Annotated in this window: 24 protein-coding genes; 7 read left to right on the top strand and 17 right to left on the bottom strand. The window is 58.4% G+C overall.

Annotated features, from left to right (window positions below):
- A complete protein-coding gene (gene rbbA / locus H4W29_RS29325; protein WP_192732275.1) occupies positions 1–2,772 on the bottom strand; it encodes a ribosome-associated ATPase/putative transporter RbbA in 2,772 nt (923 codons plus the stop codon).
- On the bottom strand, positions 2,769–3,827 hold the full coding sequence (locus tag H4W29_RS29320; protein WP_192732274.1) for an HlyD family secretion protein: 1,059 nt from the start codon (positions 3,825–3,827) through the stop codon (positions 2,769–2,771). Before H4W29_RS29320 ends, rbbA begins: the two co-directional genes overlap by 4 nt.
- 703 nt (positions 3,828–4,530) lie before the next feature.
- On the opposite strand from H4W29_RS29320, the gene H4W29_RS29315 reads away from it, so the two are divergent.
- Positions 4,531–4,746, top strand: coding sequence for an SDR family oxidoreductase (locus H4W29_RS29315; protein ID WP_192732852.1), 216 nt, complete (start codon positions 4,531–4,533; stop codon positions 4,744–4,746).
- A gap of 241 nt (positions 4,747–4,987) precedes the next feature.
- On the opposite strand, the gene H4W29_RS29310 is transcribed toward H4W29_RS29315, so the two are convergent.
- The 3 genes from H4W29_RS29310 to H4W29_RS29305 all read right to left on the bottom strand — a co-directional run bounded on the left by H4W29_RS29310 (position 4,988) and on the right by H4W29_RS29305 (position 6,890).
- Positions 4,988–5,296 carry a DUF2165 domain-containing protein gene (locus tag H4W29_RS29310; RefSeq protein ID WP_192732273.1) on the bottom strand — a complete coding sequence of 103 codons (309 nt, stop codon included), beginning with the start codon at positions 5,294–5,296 and terminating at the stop codon, positions 4,988–4,990.
- Between the two features lie 178 nt (positions 5,297–5,474).
- Positions 5,475–5,690, bottom strand: a complete 216-nt coding sequence (locus H4W29_RS34595; protein WP_246517505.1) for a hypothetical protein — start codon at positions 5,688–5,690, stop codon at positions 5,475–5,477.
- Between the two features lie 570 nt (positions 5,691–6,260).
- Complete coding sequence (locus H4W29_RS29305) at positions 6,261–6,890, bottom strand: HAD family hydrolase (RefSeq protein ID WP_192732272.1); 630 nt, start codon at positions 6,888–6,890, stop codon at positions 6,261–6,263.
- A gap of 168 nt (positions 6,891–7,058) precedes the next feature.
- Between H4W29_RS29305 and H4W29_RS29300 the strand changes: the two genes are divergently transcribed.
- On the top strand, positions 7,059–7,715 hold the full coding sequence (locus tag H4W29_RS29300) for an HAD family hydrolase (protein ID WP_192732271.1): 657 nt from the start codon (positions 7,059–7,061) through the stop codon (positions 7,713–7,715).
- Positions 7,716–7,739: 24 nt separating this feature from the next.
- The gene (locus H4W29_RS29295) at positions 7,740–8,564 is read left to right on the top strand and encodes an MBL fold metallo-hydrolase (protein ID WP_192732270.1); all 825 of its coding nucleotides are present in this window, start codon (positions 7,740–7,742) and stop codon (positions 8,562–8,564) included.
- A gap of 78 nt (positions 8,565–8,642) precedes the next feature.
- On the opposite strand, the gene H4W29_RS29290 is transcribed toward H4W29_RS29295, so the two are convergent.
- The 4 genes from H4W29_RS29290 to H4W29_RS34885 all read right to left on the bottom strand — a co-directional run bounded on the left by H4W29_RS29290 (position 8,643) and on the right by H4W29_RS34885 (position 10,653).
- Positions 8,643–9,257 carry a 2'-5' RNA ligase family protein gene (locus H4W29_RS29290; protein WP_192732269.1) on the bottom strand — a complete coding sequence of 205 codons (615 nt, stop codon included), beginning with the start codon at positions 9,255–9,257 and terminating at the stop codon, positions 8,643–8,645.
- A gap of 132 nt (positions 9,258–9,389) precedes the next feature.
- Positions 9,390–9,974 carry a nucleotidyltransferase family protein gene (locus H4W29_RS29285; protein WP_192732268.1) on the bottom strand — a complete coding sequence of 195 codons (585 nt, stop codon included), beginning with the start codon at positions 9,972–9,974 and terminating at the stop codon, positions 9,390–9,392.
- A 30-nt stretch (positions 9,975–10,004) separates the two neighbouring features.
- Positions 10,005–10,157 carry an AAA family ATPase gene (locus H4W29_RS29280; RefSeq protein WP_246517504.1) on the bottom strand — a complete coding sequence of 51 codons (153 nt, stop codon included), beginning with the start codon at positions 10,155–10,157 and terminating at the stop codon, positions 10,005–10,007.
- A gap of 49 nt (positions 10,158–10,206) precedes the next feature.
- Positions 10,207–10,653: a phosphotransferase gene (locus H4W29_RS34885; RefSeq protein ID WP_210332384.1), complete on the bottom strand. Its 447-nt coding sequence runs from the start codon at positions 10,651–10,653 to the stop codon at positions 10,207–10,209.
- Positions 10,654–10,875: 222 nt separating this feature from the next.
- Here H4W29_RS34885 and H4W29_RS29270 point away from each other — a divergent pair, with 222 nt between their 5' ends.
- On the top strand, positions 10,876–12,735 hold the full coding sequence (locus H4W29_RS29270; RefSeq protein ID WP_192732267.1) for an adenylate/guanylate cyclase domain-containing protein: 1,860 nt from the start codon (positions 10,876–10,878) through the stop codon (positions 12,733–12,735).
- A 311-nt stretch (positions 12,736–13,046) separates the two neighbouring features.
- On the opposite strand, the gene H4W29_RS29265 is transcribed toward H4W29_RS29270, so the two are convergent.
- The 8 genes from H4W29_RS29265 to H4W29_RS29230 form a co-directional block, all read right to left on the bottom strand.
- Complete coding sequence (locus H4W29_RS29265) at positions 13,047–13,283, bottom strand: membrane dipeptidase (RefSeq protein WP_312872512.1); 237 nt, start codon at positions 13,281–13,283, stop codon at positions 13,047–13,049.
- 132 nt (positions 13,284–13,415) lie between these two features.
- A complete protein-coding gene (locus H4W29_RS29260; protein ID WP_192732266.1) occupies positions 13,416–14,102 on the bottom strand; it encodes an HAD family hydrolase in 687 nt (228 codons plus the stop codon).
- A 20-nt stretch (positions 14,103–14,122) separates the two neighbouring features.
- Positions 14,123–14,872, bottom strand: coding sequence for a pyridoxine 5'-phosphate synthase (locus H4W29_RS29255; RefSeq protein ID WP_192732265.1), 750 nt, complete (start codon positions 14,870–14,872; stop codon positions 14,123–14,125).
- Between the two features lie 63 nt (positions 14,873–14,935).
- Positions 14,936–15,133, bottom strand: coding sequence for an SDR family oxidoreductase (locus H4W29_RS29250; protein WP_312872511.1), 198 nt, complete (start codon positions 15,131–15,133; stop codon positions 14,936–14,938).
- 46 nt (positions 15,134–15,179) lie between these two features.
- Complete coding sequence (locus tag H4W29_RS29245; RefSeq protein ID WP_192732264.1) at positions 15,180–15,926, bottom strand: ATP-binding cassette domain-containing protein; 747 nt, start codon at positions 15,924–15,926, stop codon at positions 15,180–15,182.
- Positions 15,919–16,977, bottom strand: coding sequence for an ABC transporter permease subunit (locus tag H4W29_RS29240; RefSeq protein WP_192732263.1), 1,059 nt, complete (start codon positions 16,975–16,977; stop codon positions 15,919–15,921). Before H4W29_RS29240 ends, H4W29_RS29245 begins: the two co-directional genes overlap by 8 nt.
- A gap of 94 nt (positions 16,978–17,071) precedes the next feature.
- Positions 17,072–18,061 carry an ABC transporter substrate-binding protein gene (locus H4W29_RS29235; protein WP_192732262.1) on the bottom strand — a complete coding sequence of 330 codons (990 nt, stop codon included), beginning with the start codon at positions 18,059–18,061 and terminating at the stop codon, positions 17,072–17,074.
- A 150-nt stretch (positions 18,062–18,211) separates the two neighbouring features.
- Positions 18,212–19,117, bottom strand: coding sequence for a sugar-binding transcriptional regulator (locus tag H4W29_RS29230; RefSeq protein WP_192732261.1), 906 nt, complete (start codon positions 19,115–19,117; stop codon positions 18,212–18,214).
- A 232-nt stretch (positions 19,118–19,349) separates the two neighbouring features.
- Between H4W29_RS29230 and H4W29_RS29225 the strand changes: the two genes are divergently transcribed.
- Genes H4W29_RS29225 through H4W29_RS29215 form a run of 3 tightly spaced genes read left to right on the top strand, consistent with a single transcriptional unit; the run spans position 19,350 to position 22,881 of the window.
- A complete protein-coding gene (locus tag H4W29_RS29225) occupies positions 19,350–20,261 on the top strand; it encodes a tagatose-bisphosphate aldolase (protein ID WP_192732260.1) in 912 nt (303 codons plus the stop codon).
- A 13-nt stretch (positions 20,262–20,274) separates the two neighbouring features.
- Positions 20,275–21,723 (top strand): ROK family protein, encoded by a 1,449-nt coding sequence (locus H4W29_RS29220; protein WP_192732259.1) that lies wholly within the window; start codon positions 20,275–20,277, stop codon positions 21,721–21,723.
- A gap of 27 nt (positions 21,724–21,750) precedes the next feature.
- Positions 21,751–22,881: a gluconeogenesis factor YvcK family protein gene (locus H4W29_RS29215; protein WP_192732258.1), complete on the top strand. Its 1,131-nt coding sequence runs from the start codon at positions 21,751–21,753 to the stop codon at positions 22,879–22,881.
- Positions 22,882–22,925: the final 44 nt, after the last annotated feature.

Raw genomic sequence — 22,925 nt, 5'->3', positions numbered from 1 at the left:
TCAGCCCGCCTGTTTCTTGAGGAAGGCCGCTCCAAAGCCGAGCAGGACGGGGATAGCGATGATCAGGGGCACGAAGGATCCTGCAAGATCGCTGAAATCGAGCGCTTTCGAGAAGGATCCGCGGGAAATCGTCATAAAATAGGTCGTCGGGAAGATGTTGCCGATGAAAGCTCCGAACCCCTGGAGCGAGGACACGGGATCGATCAGCCCCGAGTACTGCACAGCGGGAATAACGGTGATCAGTGCGGTGCCGAAGATTGCCGCAATCTGGCTGCTCACGAATGTCGAGATCGCCAGCCCCATGCTCGTCGTCACGATCACATAGAGGAGCGCCGCCGCTCCGAAGGCCAGATAACTGCCGGTGAAGGGTACGCGGAAGATGAAAATCGCGAAGCCTGTCAGCAGGATCACGTTGAATGTTGCAAGCAGTACATAGGGGATCTGTTTGCCTAGCAGGAATTCGATCCGCGTCACCGGCGTGACGTAGAAATTGATGATCGAACCAAGTTCTTTCTCGCGAACAACGCTGAGCACGGCAAGCATGGACGGTATCATCAGGAGCAGGATCGGGATGATCGCCGGCACGATGGCAACGAGGCTGCGGACGTCCGGATTGTATCGATAACGGATCTCAAGCTGGAAATCTCCGATCGTTGCGGCCGCACCGTAGCGCTGCCGCGTTTTCTGTGTCAGCCAGGTCGCGTGCACGCCCTGCACATAGCCCCGCACGGTTTCGGCACGGGTCGGCATCGCACCATCAATCCATGCGCTGACCTCGGCGCTGTTGCCTCGCGAAACGTCCCGGCCAAATCCAGGGGGAATTTCGATCGCGAGGCTGAGTTCGCCGTTGCGCATGCGTCTGTCCATATCGTCGTAGTCGGTGATAGGGGGTCTTTCGTCGAAATAGCGCGATCCTGCAATCTGCAGGGCGTATTCGCGACTGATGCTGGTGTCGTCCCTGTCGAGGACGGCGAAGGTGAGATTCTCGACGTCCATGTTGATTCCATAGCCGATCACCAGCATCAGGATAAGACTGCCGACGAGGGCGAGCGTTGCCCGTATCGGATCGCGTTGCAGTTCAAGGGCCTCCCTCTTGCTATAGGCGAGCATCCGGCGAGGATCGAAAAACCGCTGCGCGCGTTCCTGCATTTCCGCAGCGCTCGTGGTTGCTTCAGCCGTACTAATGACTTCGCTTTCCGTGCCAGTCGTCTGTTCGCCGATGGCATCCTCGAGATAGGCGATGAAGGCTTCCTCAAGCGTGGTCATCGACCGCTTTTCCATGATCGCCGCCGGCGTGTCGCTGACCAGGACCTTGCCCGCATGCATGAAGGAGATCCGGTCGCAAAGCGCTGCTTCGTTCATGAAATGCGTCGAAACGAAGATGGTGACGTGGTCCGTGCGGGAAAGGCCGGAAAGGATCTCCCAGAAATTGTCGCGAGCGATCGGATCCACGCCCGAAGTGGGTTCATCGAGGATCAGGATTTCCGGCGAGTGAACCATGGCGACGGCAAGGGAAAGTCGCTGGCGCACTCCAAGCGGCAACGCGTCCGGCATGGCGTCGATAGAAGTCGAAAGATCGAAGCGCTCTGCCATGGCTTCGACCCGTGCAGGTATCGCGTCCGGCCGCATGCCGAAAAGGCGGGCATGAAGCTCCAGATTCTGCCGCACGGTCAGCTCGGTGTAGAGCGAAAACGCCTGAGACATATAGCCGACGCGGCGACGCACCTCGATATCATTCGGATCGACGTCTTTGCCAAACAGACGCGCTTTTCCTTCGCTCGCCGGAAGAAGCCCCGTCAGCATCTTCATGGTCGTGGTTTTTCCGCAGCCGTTGGAACCCAGAAAGCCGAAGATCTCGCCACGCACGATACGGAAGCTCACATTGTCGACGGCCGTGAAATCGCCAAACCGCATCGTCAGGTGCTCCGCCTCAATGGCAATCTCACCATCCGCCTCAGCCGATCGCGGTGGAATGACGATCTGCCGGTGACCCGCGCGCCTTTCTTCCGGCAAAAGCGCAATGAAGGCCGCGTCGAGATTGGAGGCGCCGGTTCTGCGGAGGATTTCGTCGGGCGTTCCGATCGCGAGGATCCTGCCGGCATCCATCGCCACCAGAAAGTCGAAGCGGGCGGCCTCCTCCATGTAGGCGGTGGAAACGATGACGCTCATGCCGGTGCGGCCGAGGCGGATCTCATCTATCAGTTCCCAAAATTGTCGTCGCGACAGAGGGTCGACGCCGGTCGTCGGTTCATCGAGGATCAGCAGGTCCGGATCATGGATCAGGGCGCAGCAAAGGCCGAGCTTCTGCTTCATGCCGCCGGAGAGCTTGCCCGCCGGTCGATCGACGAACGGAGCAAGGCCCGTGCCTTTGAGCAGACCGGCGATGCGTCGGTCGCGTTCCGCCTTGTCCTGACCGAACAGGCGGCCGAAGAAGTCGACGTTCTCGAAGACCGAAAGCGTCGGATAGAGATTCTTACCCAGACCTTGCGGCATATAGGCGATACGCGGGGAAACGAGGCGACGGTGGGCCGCATTGCCAATGTCGCCGCCAAGCACATCGATTTGGCCGTCCTGCAGCGCCCGGGCGCCGGCAATGAGGGAGAGGAGGCTCGATTTGCCGACCCCGTCTGGTCCGATCAGGCCCACCATGCATCCCGAAGGAACATCGAGGGTGATCCCGTCTAGGGCGCGGGTCCCGCCATAGGACAGGCCCACGCCTTCGAGCCTCGCGACGACCGAATACGGCGTCCCCTTGCTCGCCTGGTCGCTCATTGCACAAGGTTCCCGAGGCTTTCCGGCCATTCCGCCTGCGGATCGAGCTTGACGTAGGCCATGCCTGGCAGACCCGTCTTGACCAACTCCTTATGCTTCTGCAGCAAGTCAGGATCAATTCTCGCCTTGACCCTGAACATCAGCTTCTGGCGCTCGTCCTGCGTCTCGACGGTCTTGGGGGTAAACTGCGCCACGCTGGCGACGAATGTCACCCTTGCCGGTACGACGTAGTGGGGAAAGGCATCGAGCACGAGGCGAACCTCAGCCCCGATGGGCACGCGCCCCGCCTGTTCGGTCGGCAGGAAGAAGGTCATGGAGACGTCGCCGAGATCGACGAAATTGAGCACTCGTCCGCCGGTGGACAACACTTCGCCCGGCTGGGCGACGCGGTACTGCACGCGGCCGGCACGCGGCGATCTGAGCGTGCTGTCGTTGATATCGGCGTCGATGCTCTCGATTGCCGCCTCGGCGGCTTCCACTGCCGCCTCCGCATCTACCACCTGCGCCTGCGCCGAACCTATGGTCGCCTCGGACGCCGCCACCTGCGCCTTGGCCGCCGCCATCGCGGCTGTGGCGCTCTGGAAGGTTGCCCGGGCATCGTCCAGGATCTGCTGCGAAATTGTGCTTGAACGAGCGAGTTGCTCGGACCGGTTCAATCTTGTCGTAGCGGAATCGAGTTCGGCCTGCCGCTGCCCGGCAATTGCAACGGCTGCCTCCTGCTCCGCTACCCGTTGCTTGACGAGACTGTTCGCTGTGCCGACGGCAATCTTGGCTCGGCGCAATTCGGCTTCGGCCTGGCGTCGATGTGCCCGTAATTGCTCGGTGTCCATGAGGGCGAGATCCTGCCCCGCCGCGACGAAATCGCCTTCATTCACGAGGATATCGGCAATCCGTCCCGCCGTTCTCGCCGCTATGTCGATTTCCACGGCCTCGATCCTTCCATTGCCGCTGGCGATGCCCGCCGGCAGACCGGTCCTGCGGAAGGTGACGAAGGCATAAGCGGCGCCTGCCATCACCAGGACCAGCGCAACGATGATCAAGCTCTTCTTCGTCATGGAGCAATTTCATTCATCACAGAGCTCCCTCGGAGCGGGACGTCAAAAAGTGTGCGGTTTTCTGCATCCCGCTCCACGTTTGGTGCGAACGCAGATGCACGTCGATCCGACCAACTCGATCGCGCCGATCAGTGTCTGCCAGATGAAGTGTCCCGTTCTTTGATTTTCATCAATTAGGATCATTTTCATGTAATCCGCGAACAAACGTGACATGGGGATAGCGCTTGCCGCATGTGTCGGATTGCCGAGAGAACCATCGCCATCCGGTCGCGGGGCGGGGCCTGCTCGGAGCCGAGATAGGGTGAACTCTATATTTGCCTCTCGCGGATGACATCAGCCGGGAATCTCAACGCTGTGCGTTGCATGTCTTTTTTGCAAGCGATGTCAGCGCTTTCCGAGCGCAGACACCTCTACCGTTGCTGTCATGGCCGGCGAGTGGCGGGATGCAGCTTTGGGCGTCGATACGAATGAGGCTTAGCCGCACTGTGCCCACGTTGTCCGTTCCGATGCTTCCGGTACAAGCTGAACCGTCACGCGAAACAGGGTCGAACGGGTGTCGCACCAAAGCCTCCAGGCAGCAACCGCGTCCGAACCAGAACGTATCTCGTCATAGAGATTTGCGATCCTCTCCCGCCATTCCATATCAGAAGTTAAGCGACTTTCTCTCATCGTAACGCTCGCCCATTGACCGCGGTGCAACTATATAATTGCCGGATCTGCTCGACGGCCTGATGGGCGAGGCCAAGCGGCAGGTGCTCGAACAACCGCTTCGACCCTGCTCACCCGCAACATCGGCCGACCGGAAGATATCGCCCAGGCGATCCTCTTCCTGATGGCGAACCGCTTCGTGAGCGGAGAGGTTTTGCATGTCGATGGCGGCGGGCTTGGTATAGTCGAAACCTATCTATTTTGGGCCTGATTGCTGCTGGTTGCTTGACGCTAGGAGCGCTGTCTCGCTCACACATCGACGCCAGCGCCAGATGCTGCCAGGCCTTTGTCGGCTTCGCCGCTTCAACGCAACCTGAGCGTCGCCGCGTTGCCCACCCCCTATCCGTCTTACCGATTGAAGATCGGCGCTTCGCTCAATCCGACTGCTCGACCCTTCAGCAAGCGGTCCGGACTGCTCGCCTTGTTGGGATCAAACCCACAACCCGGTGTCCTCATTCTGGATCGTGCTGATTCAAATAAATCAGGACCAGGGCGATGCATACGATAAATCGAAATGCGGCTTGGACACCGTTCCACTGTTGTGATTGCCACATCAGAAACCATTCGGCAGCGACGGTCATGAAGCCAAAGAACCAGACGACGATGCCAACCGTCAGTCCCAAAGTTGCCGTCCGCTTCGCTTTTGAGAAAAGTTCTTGGGGCCGGTTGGACGCCGCGATGAGCCTACCTGCCCCGAAGACACAGAGAATCCCGGTCAGCATCTCTCCGACAATGATCAACCAGTAGGCGGCGTGATGCATGACGGGGGAAGAACCCCCAGGTGATGTAGATCAGCGCTTGGCCTGCCCGGCGATGGCCGGGGTTGCAAAGGGTAGGCCAAGTGCGAGTGACGTCGTTCTTCGGCTTAGCTTTGCAGGGTTTCGTAAGTGCGCCCGCAATCCCAGTTGTGCCGTTGCGTTGAAGAATATCTCCTCCCACTCAGTGAGAGGTGAGCGCACGACCGCTAGACGCGAGATGCTCTGTAATGGCGCGCCGGATTTCAGTAACCGTGTCAAAGAGCCTGTTGTCCAAGTCGATGACATTGAAGCGGACAGCGATGAATTTGAGGCGGTTTTCGACAGGGACCGCGATCCCGACTTCCTGACCATTGAATACGACAGCTTGCTTTTGCATAACAAACCTCGGGCGCGCCATACGGGAGCACCATCTTAGAAAAGTGGAACAAAGGATTTACGACGCGTCAGATTGCCGTCGTAGGTCGGTATCGGATCGAGACGAGATCACGCATTCGCTCCACCGTTGCGAAGAAATGAAGTCGGACAAACAACGTCATCATCCTCCCTCAAGCGAGGTCAAACGACTGCTGAGTATCACCGGCGAGGGCCGGTTATTTCGGAACTATCCTGTGAAAAACGTAGTCGAGAAACTTCGAGCAAGCAACTGATTTTTGTGATTATTTAGCGTTTTAAATCGTATGATAATTACCGCAGGTGCAAAGTAACAGATGATATACGTTCGTCCGAACTCATAGTCGAAGGCCCGTCGACCTATGTCAGTCTCGATAGAAACGTACGCATTCTTCGAAACGCTCGGTTCCAAGTATGATCCCGTGGGTTCTTATCCGGAGCGCCAAATTGCGCTCCTCCGAGTTAGTGGTCATTTCAATCCGTTTCCTCCCATGGCCTGACACTCGGCCACATTCCACCGTGGGGAGCAAGCTGCCGCGGCCGCAACGGGAACGACCACAACTCAGAGGCTTGTGCCTTATCTAGACAATTCCCTTGATACCCAGGGATGACCTGTACAATCGCTAAGCTGGTTGTAGACGACCCCCTCCCATCCGAAGGCCTTCGCGGCATCCACCACCGCTTCTGAATCATCGAAAAAGAGGGGCGGCTCACTTTGTGGGCCGAGAACACTGGCTATGCGCTCGAAGAAGGCCGGATTGGGTTTCAACGCACCAAGTCTTGCAGCGTGGAACATATCGTCGAAAATGTTCTCGAAACCATGTCGGTTCCAAAGGTGGAACGCTCGCATATGCTCTTGGTTGGTAGCAACATAAAGTCGGCTGCCTCCCGCTCGTCGCAGGTGACGAACGACATCAAGCAACTGAATGTTAAGATGGCTGTCACGGTTGAGCCAGTAGCTCGCGACAATGAACGGAGAGCCATGAAAGCCCAGCTGCGGAAGGGTTACTTCCAGAGCGGAGAGAAGTGCCTTCCGTCCTGTCAAAACCTCCTTCTCGAACACTTGCCGGATAAAGAGATCACGAAAGGCCGAAGGGTCAATGCCGAGGTCAGCCAGGAGATGCTCGTCCCAGCGTCGGAGCCGGTCCTTTTGAGCTGTATAGCCATAAACAAGGACACCGTCGACATCGAAGAGAACCGATCTCAAACCATCACCTCTCGTCGCACAATCGATTAGACCGATATCTGATTCACGTCCCCTGTGCTACGACTGGGCATTCGCTGCCCATTCCGCTGCAGACTTGCCGATGGCTGTGCCCGGATGCCTGCGGAAACAACGCGACAGTTCAGAACGAAAGGGTGAGCGGGCCGACTTATGCTGGTGATATTTGATTGCGATGGCGTTCTCATTGATTCCGAAGCGATATTCTGCGCGGTTGACGCTGAAGCGTTGACCCGCCTTGGCCATCCGACGACAGCCGCGACAATAGCGGAGCGATTTGCCGGCGTTCCCCACCGGATTGCATGGAGCCAATTGAGCACTGAGTTAAATCTGCAGCTGCCGACAAGCTGGATTGATGATCTCTTGCTGGAATGTCAGCGTCGCTTTCCCGGCGAACTCGCCCCAATTCGAGGTGCGGCAACGGCTATCCAGACGATTGTCGAAAGAGGTGATCAGGTTTGCGTTGCCTCCTCGACCGAGCTTGTCAGTCTTCGCGAAAATCTGGAACGCACGGACCTGCTCCCATTGCTCGCACCGCACGTGTTTTCGGTCGACCAGGTCAAGCGCCCAAAACCGGCACCGGACGTCTTCCTATTTGCCGCTTCGCAGATGGGGGTTGATCCTGCCGACACGATCGTGGTCGAAGACTCCGTCGCCGGCGTGATGGCCGGCAAGCGCGCCGGCATGAGGGTTCTGGGTTTCACGGGCGGTGGACATACCTACGGCAGCCTCGCTTCGTGCCTCGCGGCCGCGGGCGCGGAACATGTTTGCGACGACATGAACCAAGTGGTTGAGCGGCTCTCACTGTGAGCGCGTAACAATGGGAGCTGAGCAATGACATATCATATCTGCACCGCCTGTGGCACTCAGTTCGGCGAGAGCGCAGAGCCGCCATCTGCCTGTCCCGTTTGCGAAGATGATCGTCAGTTCGTGCCGCCATCAGGTCAGGCGTGGACGAACATGGCGGACCTCAGCTCGACCCACAAAGTACAATGGATAGAGGAAGCCAAAGGCTTACACTCTCTTCAGCTATCACCGGAGTTCGGGATCGGTCAGCGAGCCTTCCTCATCGAAGGGCCGGACGGCAACATTCTCTGGGACTGCCTCAGCCTTCTGGACGAGACCAGCCGAAAGACAGTTGCTGCTCTGGGCGGCCTTGCGGCCATCGCTGTTTCGCACCCGCACTTCTATGCGTCGATGATAGAGTGGAGTGAAGCTTTTGGCGATGTGCCTGTCTATGTTCATGCCGATGATGGCGAATGGGTCCAGAGGTCAGGCCCGGCACTCAGTCCATGGACGAGTGAAATCCTTGGTTTGAAGCAGGCAACTCTGATCCGCTGCGGCGGCCATTTCGCCGGCAGTTCGGTGCTTTACTGCCCTTGGCTGGAAGACGGTCGCGGCGCGCTGTTCACCGGGGACACGATGCAGGTAACACTCGATCGCAGATATGTAAGCTTCATGCGCAGTTTCCCGAACCTCATTCCGTTAAATGCCCGAACAGTGAAGGGCATGGGAGAAGCGGTGCGTCCATACCGCTTCGAGGCGATCTACGGCGGATTTTCAGGCAGGACGATCAAACATGACGGATCGCGTGTCGTCGAGCGATCGGTCGCGAGATATATCGCGGCCATCGAAGATCACTCCACACGACAGGATTGATCCTTTACCGGCGGCCGCCAAATCGGGAAAGGCCGCTCCACGCCTGACGATGGAAGTCGGATGTCGCCGCGGCGAATGTCACGACATGCTCGCGCCCCGAAATGGGAGTTCCCCGAGCATGTCGACCTCCACGCTTGGGTACCTTCGCTCTTTCACTAACTGGAGGGTTTCCACTTTGAATTCGATGGGCAACAACCCGGCATCGATGTTTGGCATAGACAGCCATTCTTCCGCAGAGAACCTGAATAGCGTTATGTGACCTATACGCGGTGGTTTCGGCCTCCAATCTTCGAACGAAACGGCAGCGGATATGGTTGAACGAAGCCGCCGCAGCTCCGGCGGCTCCTGCGCCATCAGGAAAATAGCGGCTTCTGATGCGGCGACTTCACGGAAACAGATGTCGAAGGGAAATGTCGCGCTGAGCGACCTTTCTATGGTTTCCTGCCACCCCTTGCCTTTCAAACTCCAGACCTCGTCATTCGATGTGCTGAGTTGGCTTGCTGCATTGAGCAATGTCACAACCGTCATGTGCAAGCCCTGTGCGGGCACCCGCAACAGCGGACCATCGCACTCGCGCTCGATCATGTCTTGCAGCGCGACGAGCTTTGACACCGTCTGAGAGGCGGGAAAAAGCTGCAGGTGATATGCGGAGCAACACTTAAACCACAGCGCATCGACCTTAGTTCGGATCACAGCAGCTGCCCTTCATTGAGGATGCATCATGCGAATGGAACTTTGAACGTACAGATCGGCGACCTCGGCGTTTAAAACGCATCGCCGAGTCGGGTCCTCCCGCCGGAGCGGGATCGGTACCGATAAAGCTCCTCATTCTTCTTCCTCAGCCCAAGGCGCTACACGGAGCTTTGGCCATATTTTGATCCATCGGTTGACCTTCTGCTCGTAAATCTCCTGCCTGACCTGGCTCTTGTTCGGACGGACAATACCATCAAGGAGATCGGAAAGGCCGAAGGGAGCGCAAAACTCGAGTCGGCCATTGCTGGGGCGAAGGCCAACCGCCGTGGCCGTCGTCGGAAACGTCGCTATAGCATCGACGGTCGACAGGTAGGGTTTGATCGGATAGCCGAATTTCGTCTCATACCAGAGGTGAACTCTTGCCTCATTTTTCACATCGATCCAAACGCCCAGTTCGGAAAAGGCGTTGCGTATTCGAGCTGCGTGTTCCGCTTCGGCATCCTCAGAGAGGTCGTTGGCATCGAAATAGACGATATCGACGTCATTGATGCCATGAGGCAGAGGGAGCCCCACCCGATGGTTCCATACCGTTTGAGCAATCGCCCCAGTCACGAGCCAGGAATCTGGCAGAGCAACCTTCTCCCAATCATCCAGGAGGACCGGCAACAAAGGGCTATTGAGAACAACCCCTTGCAGCCGTAGGAACTGCTCGTTCATGCCAACTTCCTCCGTTGGACGCGCTCGATTTCAATGCTTTGTCAGCCCGACGGGATAGCGAAGCCGTTCCGCGATACGACGGGCGAGCCAGGTCTTGCCGGAGCCGCCGTTTCCTATGATGAGGACGCGCGTGAAATCGGGTGATGTGTCGGCAAACCCCTTTGCGCCCCTCGAATGGTCCATGGTGGACCGCTCGCCAAAATTTAAACGCGAATTTTTCGGGGAGTTCAAATCAAAATTGATGAAACAACCCGGTTCGTGGGTATTCGCCCCGACTAGAAGTTTCCGGTGTCTGTGGCCCCGCTATTGGCGTCCGATGGGTCGAACATATTGTGGAGGTACCTGATGGTCCATTCGTGGCAATCGGCCGCCCAGCGTTCCATAGCCACATCACCAATGCGTCGCCCCTGCGCAAGCAGAATCCGCTGTCGCAGTAAAATAAAATCGATGACACGCGGAAAATCCACTCGGTATCATAGGCCTTGCAGAACAGGGTCAATCGGCGTCGTTGCAGATCAGGCTCGATATCGTCGTCACCGAGATCGAGCCACATCCATGCGGCGTAGCCAAGATCGTGCATCCGAGGTACCGGTGATGCGCTGTCGAAGTCGATGATTGCCAGCGGTCGTCCGGCGCTAAACACGAAATTGCAAGGGGACAGGTCGTTGTGGCAAACCACTTCAATTCCGACGGCCCGCGAAGACCTCGACGCAACAAGCCCCGCCGTCGCAAAAGCTCTGCTGAAGTCTGGACGACGCCTGTTGCCTCCCCGAAAGCAAAAGCCCTGCCCACGCTCTCAGCTGGCTATCGCGCTCAGTCCTCAACGAGGGTATGATAAGCCCGAGCCGATGTTGAGGCAGCCCGAGTTGTGCCGTTTGCGTAACGAAGTTGGGTGGCTACCGTGGGAGAGCAAGCACATCGCCGTCTGGTGGCCATCCTCGCCGCCGATATCGTCGGGTTCTCCCGGTTGATGGAGGACGACGAGAAGGCCACCTTGTCCTCGGTCAGGCACCTTCATCGCGACATCTTCGATCCACTGATCGACAATCACGGAGGGCGGATGGTCAAGCTCATGGGCGATGGCGCGATCGCCGAGTTTGCCTCTGTTGTCGACGCGGTCAATTGCGCCATCGCCATCCAGGCGACGCTGTCGGCCCAACAAGCGGCCGTTGCGGCAAACCAAAGGGTCGTGTTGCGAATCGGCATCAATCTCGGCGACGTCGTCGCGGAGGATGGCGACCTCCTTGGCGACGGTGTCAATGTGGCCGCCAGACTGGAGCAGCTTTGCAAACCCGGAGCCGTGCTGATTTCGGGCACCGTGTTCGATCAGCTGCAGGGCAAGGTCGCCGTGCCCATAGACTACGCGGGCGAGCATCGCGTCAAAAACATCTCCCGCCCGGTGCGGACCTACACGCTGCGGCTTTCCGGTTCCGGCCGCCCTTGGCGTTTAAGAATGCGTCCGCATTTGAAATGGGGGATCGCTCTGACAGCAGCGGTGGCCATCCTCGCCATCGGCTGGGCGTTTTGGGCCGAGAGACGGCCGGACGACATGCGTACGATCGCCGTTCTTCCCTTCAACGACCTCGACGGCAACGAACGGTGGGAAAGGCTCGCATCCGGACTGAGCGAGGACATCATAACCGACCTCGCACGGCACCCCGAGATATTCGTCATCGCCAGGAACTCCAGCTTCGCTTACAAGGACAAAAGCCCCGACGTCAGGCAGGTCGGCCGCGAACTCGGCGTGCGCTATGTGCTGGAGGGCAGTGTCCAGGCCAGGGGAGACTTCCTGAGGGTCACAGCCCAGTTGATCGACACCGCCACCGGAACCCACGTTTGGGCCGAACGGTATGATCGGTCGCCGGACGATCTGTTCGCGGTACAGGACGAGATCACAGGCAGGGTCGTCGGCAGCATCGCCTCGCCGCGATACGGAGAGATCGCCAAGGACAGCCGCGCTGTGGCCCGTCGCAAGCCGCCCTCGAGCCTCGATGCTTACGATCTCTATCTCTTGGGTACTGACCGCTTTCAACTCGGAACCAGGGACGACGTTCAGGCAGGGATTGACTATCTCGAGAAGGCCGTCGCCCTCGACCCGCAATTCGCACGGGCGTGGAGCGAACTGGGGATCGCCTACTCCGTCGTAGGCACCCTCGGATATTCGAGCGATGCCGATGGGGCCATGCGAACGTTCCGGCAGGACACACTTCACGCCCTGGAAATCGACCCCAACGACTGGGTCGCTTTAGGACAAAGGGCCACCTTGCGCGCGGCCGACGGCGACCTGAAAGGTGCCGGCGAAGACTTCGAGCGGACCATATCTCTGGCTCCGAACGATGCGGACAATCTCGCATTGATGGCCTACAACATGCCGCTCGTGGTCGGCGACGCCGAGCGTAGCGTGGCTCTGGCCGAAAGGGCGATGAGCTTGAACCCCAGCGCGCCATCCTGGTACTCGGCGGCTCTTTCGATCGCGCAGTACGTCGCAGGAAACGACCAGGCGGCGATCGAGGCCGCCCTCAAAGCTCCTGTCCACGGCGAATCCCTGATGATACGAGCTATGGCAAGCGCGCGGCTCGGAAAGACAGAAGAGGCCCGGGCGCTTGCCCAGCGAATACGAACCGAGTTTCCAGACTTCACGGTCGATTCGTACATGCGGAATTGGCCTGTCAGCTCGAAAGAGGCCATCGCCGCCTTCAGGTACGGAGCGACAAAGGCCGGCCTCGTCAGCGGAGACGGCTCGACCGCGGCCGTGCGTTAATTGACCGCAGCGGTCGAGCGTTGAGGGCATGACGTCAGCCTTTGACGGTGAGCACGGGGCTTATTTTCGCCACGCGAGCCACGAGTCCCGCCTCGACCATCGGATCGACAACCTGGTCGATCGGCCGCTAGGCGGCGGGCGCTTCCTCCCTGAGGCGGGAGGCTCCTTCGTGAACTTGTTTCGCACTCACCGATCTCGCTGGCAGGATTTGCGACATTGTAAAATGCGGTCCTTCATTGGGTATCCTATTATGGCCGAACGGGGCTATTCATGGAACATGCCATTTACATTTCGCGAGCCTATACAAGACCTCACGCCCCAAGTATCTCAGCGCTAACGAAGCACGAAGCATCACTTCCAAGTGAGCCTAAACACCCTAAGCCAGTTTTCAGAAGCGAATTTCGATATCGTTCGCCGACCAAATCCGGCTCTACCCATAGCGCCTCGAACAGGTGCGGCACTCCACTGACATCCTTAATCTGGCTCGGCACCGTGGTGCCGTCAAAATCTGATCCAAGCGCTACCCGGTCCTCACCAACGCGGTTGATGAGATACTCGATGTGGCGAACAACTGTATCGAGAGACGTATTTGCATCTGACGTGCCCCCAATAATTTAGGCCATTTGGAACTGGAATTTTCCAGGGGCAAGGTCAGTATCAATTGGATAGCCGGCCTGCGGTTAGCCTGGTTCGTAGGTTGCGATTTCGCTGACGGCTGCGGAAAGGTCTCGCATATGCGATACGATCGTATGCGCGCCAGCCTCGATGAGGTTCGCCGCATGACCCGGGAATGTGTGCGTTCCTCCGGTAAAGCCTACAACACGCATGCCCGCCGAACGTGCCGCCTGAACGCCGTGAATAGAATCCTCAACTACTACAGTGTGCACCGGCTCAACGCCCATCTTCTTCGCTCCGAACAAGAAAATGTCCGGCTTCGGCTTCGATCTCCCCTCGCCGAGGTCTTTCGCTGAAAAGACGCTGGCACCGAAGAATTGGCGTAGGCCATGCCTCTCCAGCATTGCGTCTAGCCGAGACATCTTTGTGTTCGAGCACACGCACTTGGGGAACTGGAGGGTCTTGAGCGCAGCCCGGACTCCATCGACCGCCTCGACCTCTTTCGGAAGTCGAATGTCAAGTTCGGTTTCAGTCTTGTCGAGGAGCTTGGACATCAGGCTCAGACCGCTTTCCGCCTCGATGATCGTCAGTATGTCCTGCCAGCTCATCCCACTGAAACGCTCCGTCAGCATCGGAATGCTGATATCGTAGCCGGCGCTCGCCAGTAGCTCCTTTTCAATGGTGATCCCGAGAATCTCGGAATCCACCAGCACGCCGTCGCAGTCAAAAATCACCAACCTGATGTCACTCATGGCAGTCCCAAAAATCCGAATTAGAGTTCTTGGCCGCAGGCGCGCCTGAAACGCCGAACGGTCTCGGCCATTCCGTGAATCAATGCATCGGCCGTCAGATCGTGGCCGATGGAAACCTCTGCGAGATTGGGAATTCTGCCAATCAAGTTCAGCAGGTTCGCAACAGTCAGATCGTGGCCGGCATTGACATCCAGGCCCATGGCCCGGGCTGCGTCAGCGGTCCTGCCCAGAAGCTCCAAAATAGACGACGCCCGCTTAGGGTCATCGAAGCAGCCTCCATAGGGACCGGTGTAGAGTTCGATGCGGTCAGCACCAATGTCCCGAACGACTTCCATCGCCTCCTGATCGCCGTCGCCATCCGCGAACAACGAAACACGTATCCCGTAGCGTTTCAGTTCGGCCGTGGTCTCGGCTAGGAAGGCTTTGTGCCTGCGAACATCCCAGCCGTGGTCCGACGTCGCTTGAGATGGATCGTCTGGTACGAGGGTGACCTGATCAGCACGTGCATCGATACAGAGATCGAGAAATTCACGTGTTGGATAACCCTCGATATTGAATTCCGTATCGGCGAACTTATCAATTAGTTCCCTCAGAACCGGCAGGTCCGATAACCGGATGTGACGTTGGTCGGGCCTTGGATGGACGGTAAGACCCTGAGCACCGGCCTCAAGCGCGATGCGCCCGATACCCTCGACGCTCGGCCATGGAAGGTCGCGACGATTTCTCAGGAAGGCGATCGCATTCAAGTTTACAGAGAGAGCTGTGGCCATTGGAATTCCAATAATTTGAGAGAGGCTTCGGGGATGGGTGTTTACCCCCTTTTCTGGCAACCCTCAGCCGGTGGTGAAACCGCCATCGATCGGCAACGAAACCCCGGTAATCATCGCAGCGCTGCTACCCAAGAGGAAAACGATCGCAGAAGCGATGTCATCCTCCGAGGTCCAGCGGTTGCCATACCGATGCCGCCACTGCCCCCGGTCACGAGTATCTTTTTGTCTTCTAATCCAAACATTGCGAGCCTTCCTTACAATGCCTTTCAGTGTTGGGTTGGCGTTGATGCGCTTTGTGTTGTAGCGCCTAGCCGCCGACCATCAGCTTGACGACTTCATTGTGGTCGGTGTCCACGATGTTGCGAGCACCGGCCACGACGCCTCTTCTGAGGACGACGATGCGATCGGAGACCGCGAAGATGTCCTGCAGGTTATGGGAAATGAAGATCACACCTTTGCCCTGGGACTTCAGCGACTTGATCAGCGAGACCACCTTCCGCTGCTCGGGTACCCCTAGCGCTGCGGTCGGCTCGTCCATGATCAATATTTTAGCGTTCCAGAACACGGCCCGTCCGATGGCAACAGCCTGACGCTGACCGCCGGAAAAGTTGCTTACCGGGGCCTCGAGCCGCTTCACGTGGAAGTCGAGCAACGCCATCGTTTCCTCGGCGGCTTTCGCCATCGCCTTTCGATCGAGTACCGGAAGGAAGCCAAAGGCTTTCTTCATCGGCTCCCGGCCGAGATAGATGTTTGCACCGATCGAAAGATTGTCCGCCAGGGCGAGGTCCTGGTAAATCGTCTCGATACCCTGTTCCCGGGCATCTTCGGGCGACGAAAAGGAGACGGGCTTTCCTTCGAGAAGAATTTCGCCTGAAGTTGGTGGGTAGACCCCCGATATCGCCTTGATCATTGTGGTCTTGCCAGCGCCGTTATCGCCAGCGAGAGCCACGACTTCGCCTGGCCGGACGACTAGGGAGCAATTATCCAAGGCCTTCACTGCGCCGAAGTAACGCGACAGGTTCCGGACTTCGAGAAGAGGTGCTGCACTATTCATCCTGCTTTGCTCCGCTGAACCGACGTTGGGCCTGATCGATAAGCACCGAGATGATGATGACGACGCCGACCGCGATGAACTGCCAGAATGGTTCGACGTTCATAAACACAAGGCCGTACTGGATGACCGCGATGACGAGCGCACCGGCGATCGTCCCAACTATAGTACCTGAGCCACCGAACAGGCTTGCCCCGCCGATCACCACCGCCGCGACGCTATCGAGAAGGAGTGGTTCACCTGCCTGAGCAGCGCCGGCGGTGAAACGCGCGGCGTAAAGAGCCCCACCGATGCCGGCGCAAATCGCCGACAGGATATAAAGACGCAGCAAATGCCGTTTGATGTCCACGCCGGCGCGACGGGCGGCCTGGGCATTGGCACCGATTGCATAATTGTGCTGGCCAAAACGCGTCTGGCTCAGCAGGTAATGCATGACGACCACCACGATCGCGGCGACGATAACGAGGTATGGAAGACCGAGAACCTGACCATTTCCGAGTTCGGCCAGATAGCTGTTTTTCACCGGGACGGTTGTTCCGCCAGCCAACAGGAACGCTGAACCTCTGGCGACACCGAACATGCCGAGCGTCCCGATGAAGGGTGGAACTTTCAGCTGCGAGATCAGCAAGCCGTTGATGGTTCCAGGAATGACAGCGGCCGCGACGGCAATGCAAATTCCGAGCACCATCGCGATCGGCAAGGGCATGTAGACGCCCAGCATGTTTATAGCATGCGCCGCAACGACCGCGGCCAGGCCCATAATGAAGCCCGCGGAGAGGTCGATGCCGCCGGAAATGATAACGAAGGTCTGACCGATAGCGAGAAGAAGCGGCGCTACCGCGAAAATCGCGACCGAACGCCAATTGAACGAGGAACCGACAAAGGTCCCGCCAAAATCGATGCGCGCCCAAAGTTCAAAGACTACAAGCAGGGCGGCGAGAAAAACCCATGCGCGTAGCTGGGCGATTTTTTGGATGACGGTTTTACTGACGTCCGCATGGTCGGCCTGGGGGGCCACATGCGACGCACTCGTCGGATTTGCTTGCTCGACCATTCAGTCGCTCCCGGAAGTTAGCAGATGGCTGTTGCGCCGTAACGTGGGACGCCCGATCAGTGCGACCGGACGTCCCGTGAAGCTTGGGAGGCTTTCACTCTGCGTAGATGAACTTTGCGGTTGCGGGGTCTGCGACGTTCTTCTTGTCGATGACCGTGAACCCGGTGCCGATTTTAGTCGGGATCGAGTTTCCAGTGAGATGTGCGTATGCCGACATGACGCCGTAGTACCCGATTTCGGCGGGATGCTGTGCGATCGCCATATCCACAAGACCGGAATTCAGGCTGTCGACGATTGAGCCCGGCGCATCGAAGGCGACGACCTTCATCTTGCCAATCTGGCCAGCCTGCTGAACACCGTTCGATGAGCCCATCGCTGAGAAGAGGTTCGCGCCGAAGACCCCGGCGAGGTCCGAGTTACGGGCATAGACTGCCTGGAGCTGGGAAGCAGCCTTGTTGGCGTCGTTTTCGTTGAACTGGGTTTCGAGGACCTCGATGTTCGGATGCTTTTTCATCTCGTCCTTGAAGCCCTGCTCTCGCTGATCAGTCGTCGAGATGCCCGGCTTGACGTTGGAGACGAACACCTTGCCCTTATCACCGATAGCGGTGGCCAACGCGCGTGCGGCAATCGCACCGCCGAGAATGTTGTCCGACGCGATGTACGACAAGGGGAAATCGCCGTCACCCGCACCGGTCTGATAGTCGCCACTGCCGATAAACGTGTCGACGGTAATGATCGGAATGCCGGCATCCGAGGCTCGCTTCAGCGGCTGGATAAGCTGGTTTGTATCGGTCGGCGCAATCAGCAGTGCGTCAGGCGACTTGGCAATGACGGCGTCGAGAACGGGAACCTGAGTTACCGGATTGAATTCGGGCGCTCCCTGGAAGACCAGCTGAGCACCTACGGCCTTCGCCGCAGCTTCAGCGCCCTTCCGCATCGTGATGTAAAATGCGTCGGTCGTGAGGCCGGGGATGAGTGCGATTGTGAACTTCTTGTCCTGAGCCACCGCGCGACCAGCGGTGATCAAAGCCGGAGCGGCAAGCGAAGCGATGGCGGCAGATTTGATGAACGAACGACGTTCCATGATTCCCTCCCTGATTGAAATTGGGCTCTGAGAACTCCTCTGTCTCACGCCCGATCAGCGGGGGAATAATCAGGTCAACGGCCACGCGCCGTCAAGTAATTTTTTCCAGAAAATTATTTCACATGCTCTGCGGCGGCCGATTGTCAGCAGTTAGCTGTTTGCTTTTTCTTGACAAATCTCCAAAATTGCAAGCGCAGTCGAGGTATCGGTTACGAGCGCGTTGATCATCCCAGAGCGAACCGCCCCAACGATTCCGGCGGCCTTTTCGATCGTTGCAGCCACTCCGATCGACAGTCCGGCATTTTGGAGTTGAGCTGGCGTCGCGGCGATCATGCGTTCCTCGCCCTCCCACGGAAGCAGCTTCCCGTCGCGGTCGACGTAGTGACGGATGACATCGCCAACGGCTCCGCCGATCGATTGTTCGTTGAGGGTCGCGGCGCTTGCTTCCGGCGGATTGATAGCGTGAGGTAATCCAATCCCGACGATCGCACAGTCGAGTTTGTCCCAGAGCCCGGAGGTTTCCTTGACAACGGGATCGCTCAAGAAAGCATCGCGAAGTTCGACCGAGGATAAGTATGGGGCGTGCAAAAAGTGGGCGGTCCCGCCGAACTGCTCAGCCGCCTGACGAACGAACTCGTTAATCTGGAAATGCGGGGCCGACTGCTGCAGGCCGCCATTCAGCGCAACGGCGCGCGCATCCGGAATGCGTGGCAATCCAGCTTGAATGACCTCGCGAACCGCACGTCCCCATCCAATCCCGATCGTTGCGCCCTTCGCGAGATTCTCCTCCTTAAGGAGGTTGCCCAGCGGGGCAGCCAGAGCGGCGAGGACACCTGTCGATGGCGTATCGATCACGGCGGCGCGTTTGAGACCGAGAGCCTCGATCAGTTGCGCGGTGATCTCGTCAGGGACAACCAGGTCCATGACTTCGATTTTCACAATTCCAAGTGCTCGCGCCCGGGTTAGCAGGCGGGACACGGTTGCGGTGGAAACGCCTAGCTTCTTGGCGATTTCGACCTGCGGCATGTCGCTTTCGTAGTGAAGCTTGGCGACCATATGCAGGGTCGCACGGGATGCCGTGTCCTGTGGTGTTTGCGGAAGCAGCTTGCAATTCCTTTCTGCAACGTGTTACATGGCTTCGAAAGTTACACCGAACCGGATCACAATTCAACATTGACATCGAACCAGCCAGGCCAACACCTGCGATGGCGCGAAACGAGGACGTGCGTCCTGTTCAGACCCAATCACCCGACCCCGACACAAGTCTCGATCCAGAGGGAGAATGAGAATGACAGCTATGACCACCGCAGAGCGCCGCGGCTATCATCAGATTTGCGATGCTAGTGGAGCCATGATGGTTATCGCCTGCGACCAGCGCGGCGGCATGCGTACCGTACTTGCTACGACGCCGGAAGAACAGGCGAAAATCAGCAACGCGACGCTCGGCGAGACCAAGGCGGACATCACGCTATACCTGGCCTCCAAGGCAGGCTGCGTGCTGGTCGATCCTATCTGCGCTGTTCCCGATCTCGTCGACAAGGATATCCTGCCCCGCGATACCGCTCTCCTGATTGGTATCGACGCCTCCGGCTTCGACGTTTCCCCTGAAGGCTATCGCATTTCCAAGATGGTCGACGGGATTGACGCCCGCAAGGTGCGCGAACTTGGCGCAACGGGCGGCAAGATCATGGTTTACCTCCGCATGGATAGGCCGGCCGCAAACACAGCGAACCTCGAAACCTTGAAAAAGCGCATCGAGGATTTCGCCAACGAGGACCTGCTTTTGGTCGTGGAATTCCTGACCTATCAGCTGGAAGGCGAAAGCAAGGAAGAATACGAAGCGAAGGTCCCGTCGCTGATCGTCGAGGGCTCGCGCGCCTGCCTGGAGCTCGGCTCGAAGGTTCTGAAGATTCCTTATCCGGGCAACGAGGAAGCTTGCGCTGAAGTCACCAAGATTTCCGGCGACGTTCCGTGGGCCGTCCTGTCCGCCGGCGTCGATCACAGGACCTTCCTGCCGCAGGTCGAAGCGGCAATGAAGAACGGCGCATCCGGTGTCATCGCTGGCCGCTCGCTCTGGAAAGACTGCATTTCGCTTGATCGCAAGGTGTCGAAGGAAAAACTTTCGACGATTGCTGTCTCCCGCCTGCAGGACATTCAGAATATCATCCGGCGTTATCGCGCCGAAAAGGCCGCAGCCTGAGGTTCGAACAGAAATGTCTCCTGAAGATTTTGCAATCGGCATCGACGTCGGCGGCACGAATATGCGGGCAGCGAGAATCTCTCCATCCGGGGCGATTCTCAAGAAGCGCTCGATAGCGGGTAGTCGCGACCCTGCGGTTGCCATCGGGCTTATCAAGGACCTCGTCCGTGGGATGGACGGTGATGGCGCTCGCGCCATCGGCGTCGGAATACCGGGTCGTGTCGACGGTTGGTCCGGCGAAATCATCTCAGGAGGCTTTCTCAATCTTTCGGGCGTGGACCTGAAGCATGAACTGTCAACGACCTTTGGCCGCTCAACCCTGGTCGCCAACGATTGCAGCATGGCACTCATTGGCGAGTCGAGACGGGGAGCGGCCAAGGGTCTTCGCAACGCTGTGATGATGACCATCGGCACCGGAATTGGCGGCGCGGTCATGGAAAGCGGGCAAATTGTGAACGGCAGGAGGTGCGCCGGACAACTCGGTCATCTCGTCGTAAATATCGGAGGGCAACCCTGCCCCTGTGGCCAGCGTGGATGTATCGAGACAGAGTCTTCCGGCACCTCCTTGGGGCGACATCTCTACGAGGCGGGATACGGCTCGGACATCCGGTTCGAACACCTGCTCCAGCAAGCCGAGGCAGGCGATGAGCCGGCAATTGGTGTCATGCGAGCGTGGGGCGGTCCGCTGCGGGCGGCAATCAATACCCTATCGGCTGCATTCGACCCCGATGTTGTCGTCCTTGGAGGCGGCATGGGCGAAGCTGCGATCCGATCGCTCGGCTTCCTCCCCAAACTGGAAACCTGGTATGATGCCGATGTTCGCCTTGCCGAACTTGGTGACGATGCCGGCGTAATCGGATGTGGCCTTGCCGCACTCGATCTCGCTTCACATTCGCCTCGGGGAACCGGCAAGCGCCTCGTGATGGTGAACGGCGTGCCTGCATCGGGAAAGAGTGGGCTATCGCACGCGCTCTGCAAGGAAACCGGCTGGCCGCTGCTCTCTCTCGACACAGTCAAGAACCCTTTTTTGGAGCTCATCGAAAGTGTCGACCGCCCGTTCAATCGCATCCTGGGGAGGGCCAGCTACAAAGCCATATTCTCTTCCGTTGCAGAGGCGGCCCCGGGCTCGACGTTCATCGTCGACGCATGGTTCGGATTCCAGCCCGTGGAAGTGCTTCGCGAGCATATCGCCATGGCCGGCATCACGGAGGTCGTTGAACTCTGGTGTCACGCTCCACCAGAGGTCATCGGCGATCGTTACAAAAACAGGAGCGGGCAGCGCCTTGCCGGGCATCCAGGTTTGGCATATGTGCCGGAACTCATAGAGCTTGCGAAGCGTGCCGAACCCAGTCGACTTGGTCCGACACTCGAAGTCGACACAACCATACCGATCGAAATGGCCTCGGTCCTGACATGGGTCATAGATACGTTCGAACAGAAGCTGGGCGCTTCCTCGACCTGAAGCGCCAATCAAATTCCGGAGTCCCGCTTGAAACGCATTGTCCTGTTTTCCGGCGGTAGCGCCTGTCGCGCGATCAACATTGCTTTGTGCGGCAAAGCACAACTGACCCGCATCGTACCCGCTTGGGACAGCGGCGGCAGTTCCAAGATCATCCGAGAGCGGATCGGCCTTCTCGCCGTCGGCGATCTCCGCCAGGCTCTGATGACAATGGCGCACGGTGAGGGCCGCGCTGGCGATGTCGTCAAGATCTGCAACGCTCGCCTTTCCAGTAACCTCGGCAAAGACGAGGCGCTGTCCGAGTTCCTGTTTTACTCGCAGGGCCGTCATCCGCTTCTCGAACGCATGGAACCTGGCCTACGCGGCGCGATCCTGAATTACCTGAAAACTTTCTCCTCGACAGTTGGAAACGACTTCGATTTCCGTAACGGGAGCATTGGGAATTTCATACTCGCGGGAGCCACTCTGGCCCATAACGGCGACGTCAACACGGCGGTCTTCGTGTTCCGAAAGCTCTGCAGCATCGAGGGCGATGTATGGGCGTCATCGCTGGACAGTGACCTCACGCTTAGTGCGACACTGAAAAACGGAAAACGTGTAGATAGGCAGGACGTGATTACAAAGCTGTCCGAGGAGGACGCCAAGGTCGGGATTGCGGAGATAGAGTTATCGACCGCATCGGGCACTCCCCCCACTGCGAATACGGCGGTGATTGAGGCGCTCGCGCGCGCCGACTTGATCGCGTTCGGACCTGGAAGCTTTTACACGAGCCTGCTCCCGCATCTGCACATCGCCGAGATCGCCGACGCATTGGCAGATGTCAGGTGCCCGCGGGTTTGGATCGGCAACGTCTTGCAATGCCGCGAGACCACGGATCGATCGCTGGGCGATCTTTTGCAGGGCGTCGAGGCCCTGTGGGCCAGAGTGCAGCCGCAGCAGGGCCGGCTTTTGACCCACGCCCTGGAAAATCGCGTCCTCTTTCCCTTTGAAAAAACGGTGGGCGCGTTTTCGTATCTGTCTCATGGCCCGAGCAGCAACGAGACCTACGAAGCAATCACCGGCGAATATGAGGATGCATGGAGCCGCGGACAGCACGATGGCCAGGCAATCGCCAACGTGCTGCTGGACCTCGCGTCGCGACAATCAGCAACGACGAAGTGAAAGGCCGGAGCGTAAGGGTTGACCCGGAGTTGTCATCCTTTCGA

The organism is Rhizobium viscosum (assembly GCF_014873945.1).
GTDB lineage: Bacteria > Pseudomonadota > Alphaproteobacteria > Rhizobiales > Rhizobiaceae > Rhizobium > Rhizobium viscosum.
Note: the sequence above shows the minus strand (reverse complement) of the source record. Positions and strands in the feature narration are given on the sequence as shown.

Bases quoted from the DNA above. Each gene is read 5' to 3' on its own strand.
- rbbA (WP_192732275.1), bottom strand. From the start codon at position 2,772: ATGAGCGACCAGGCGAGCAAGGGGACGCCGTATTCGGTCGTCGCGAGG.
- H4W29_RS29320 (WP_192732274.1), bottom strand. From the start codon at position 3,827: ATGACGAAGAAGAGCTTGATCATCGTTGCGCTGGTCCTGGTGATGGCA.
- H4W29_RS29310 (WP_192732273.1), bottom strand. From the start codon at position 5,296: ATGCATCACGCCGCCTACTGGTTGATCATTGTCGGAGAGATGCTGACC.
- H4W29_RS34595 (WP_246517505.1), bottom strand. From the start codon at position 5,690: ATGGCGCGCCCGAGGTTTGTTATGCAAAAGCAAGCTGTCGTATTCAAT.
- H4W29_RS29300 (WP_192732271.1), top strand. From the start codon at position 7,059: ATGCTGGTGATATTTGATTGCGATGGCGTTCTCATTGATTCCGAAGCG.
- H4W29_RS29295 (WP_192732270.1), top strand. From the start codon at position 7,740: ATGACATATCATATCTGCACCGCCTGTGGCACTCAGTTCGGCGAGAGC.
- H4W29_RS29285 (WP_192732268.1), bottom strand. From the start codon at position 9,974: ATGAACGAGCAGTTCCTACGGCTGCAAGGGGTTGTTCTCAATAGCCCT.
- H4W29_RS29280 (WP_246517504.1), bottom strand. From the start codon at position 10,157: ATGGACCATTCGAGGGGCGCAAAGGGGTTTGCCGACACATCACCCGAT.
- H4W29_RS29260 (WP_192732266.1), bottom strand. From the start codon at position 14,102: ATGAGTGACATCAGGTTGGTGATTTTTGACTGCGACGGCGTGCTGGTG.
- H4W29_RS29255 (WP_192732265.1), bottom strand. From the start codon at position 14,872: ATGGCCACAGCTCTCTCTGTAAACTTGAATGCGATCGCCTTCCTGAGA.
- H4W29_RS29245 (WP_192732264.1), bottom strand. From the start codon at position 15,926: ATGAATAGTGCAGCACCTCTTCTCGAAGTCCGGAACCTGTCGCGTTAC.
- H4W29_RS29240 (WP_192732263.1), bottom strand. From the start codon at position 16,977: ATGGTCGAGCAAGCAAATCCGACGAGTGCGTCGCATGTGGCCCCCCAG.
- H4W29_RS29235 (WP_192732262.1), bottom strand. From the start codon at position 18,061: ATGGAACGTCGTTCGTTCATCAAATCTGCCGCCATCGCTTCGCTTGCC.
- H4W29_RS29230 (WP_192732261.1), bottom strand. From the start codon at position 19,117: ATGGTCGCCAAGCTTCACTACGAAAGCGACATGCCGCAGGTCGAAATC.
- H4W29_RS29225 (WP_192732260.1), top strand. From the start codon at position 19,350: ATGACAGCTATGACCACCGCAGAGCGCCGCGGCTATCATCAGATTTGC.
- H4W29_RS29220 (WP_192732259.1), top strand. From the start codon at position 20,275: ATGTCTCCTGAAGATTTTGCAATCGGCATCGACGTCGGCGGCACGAAT.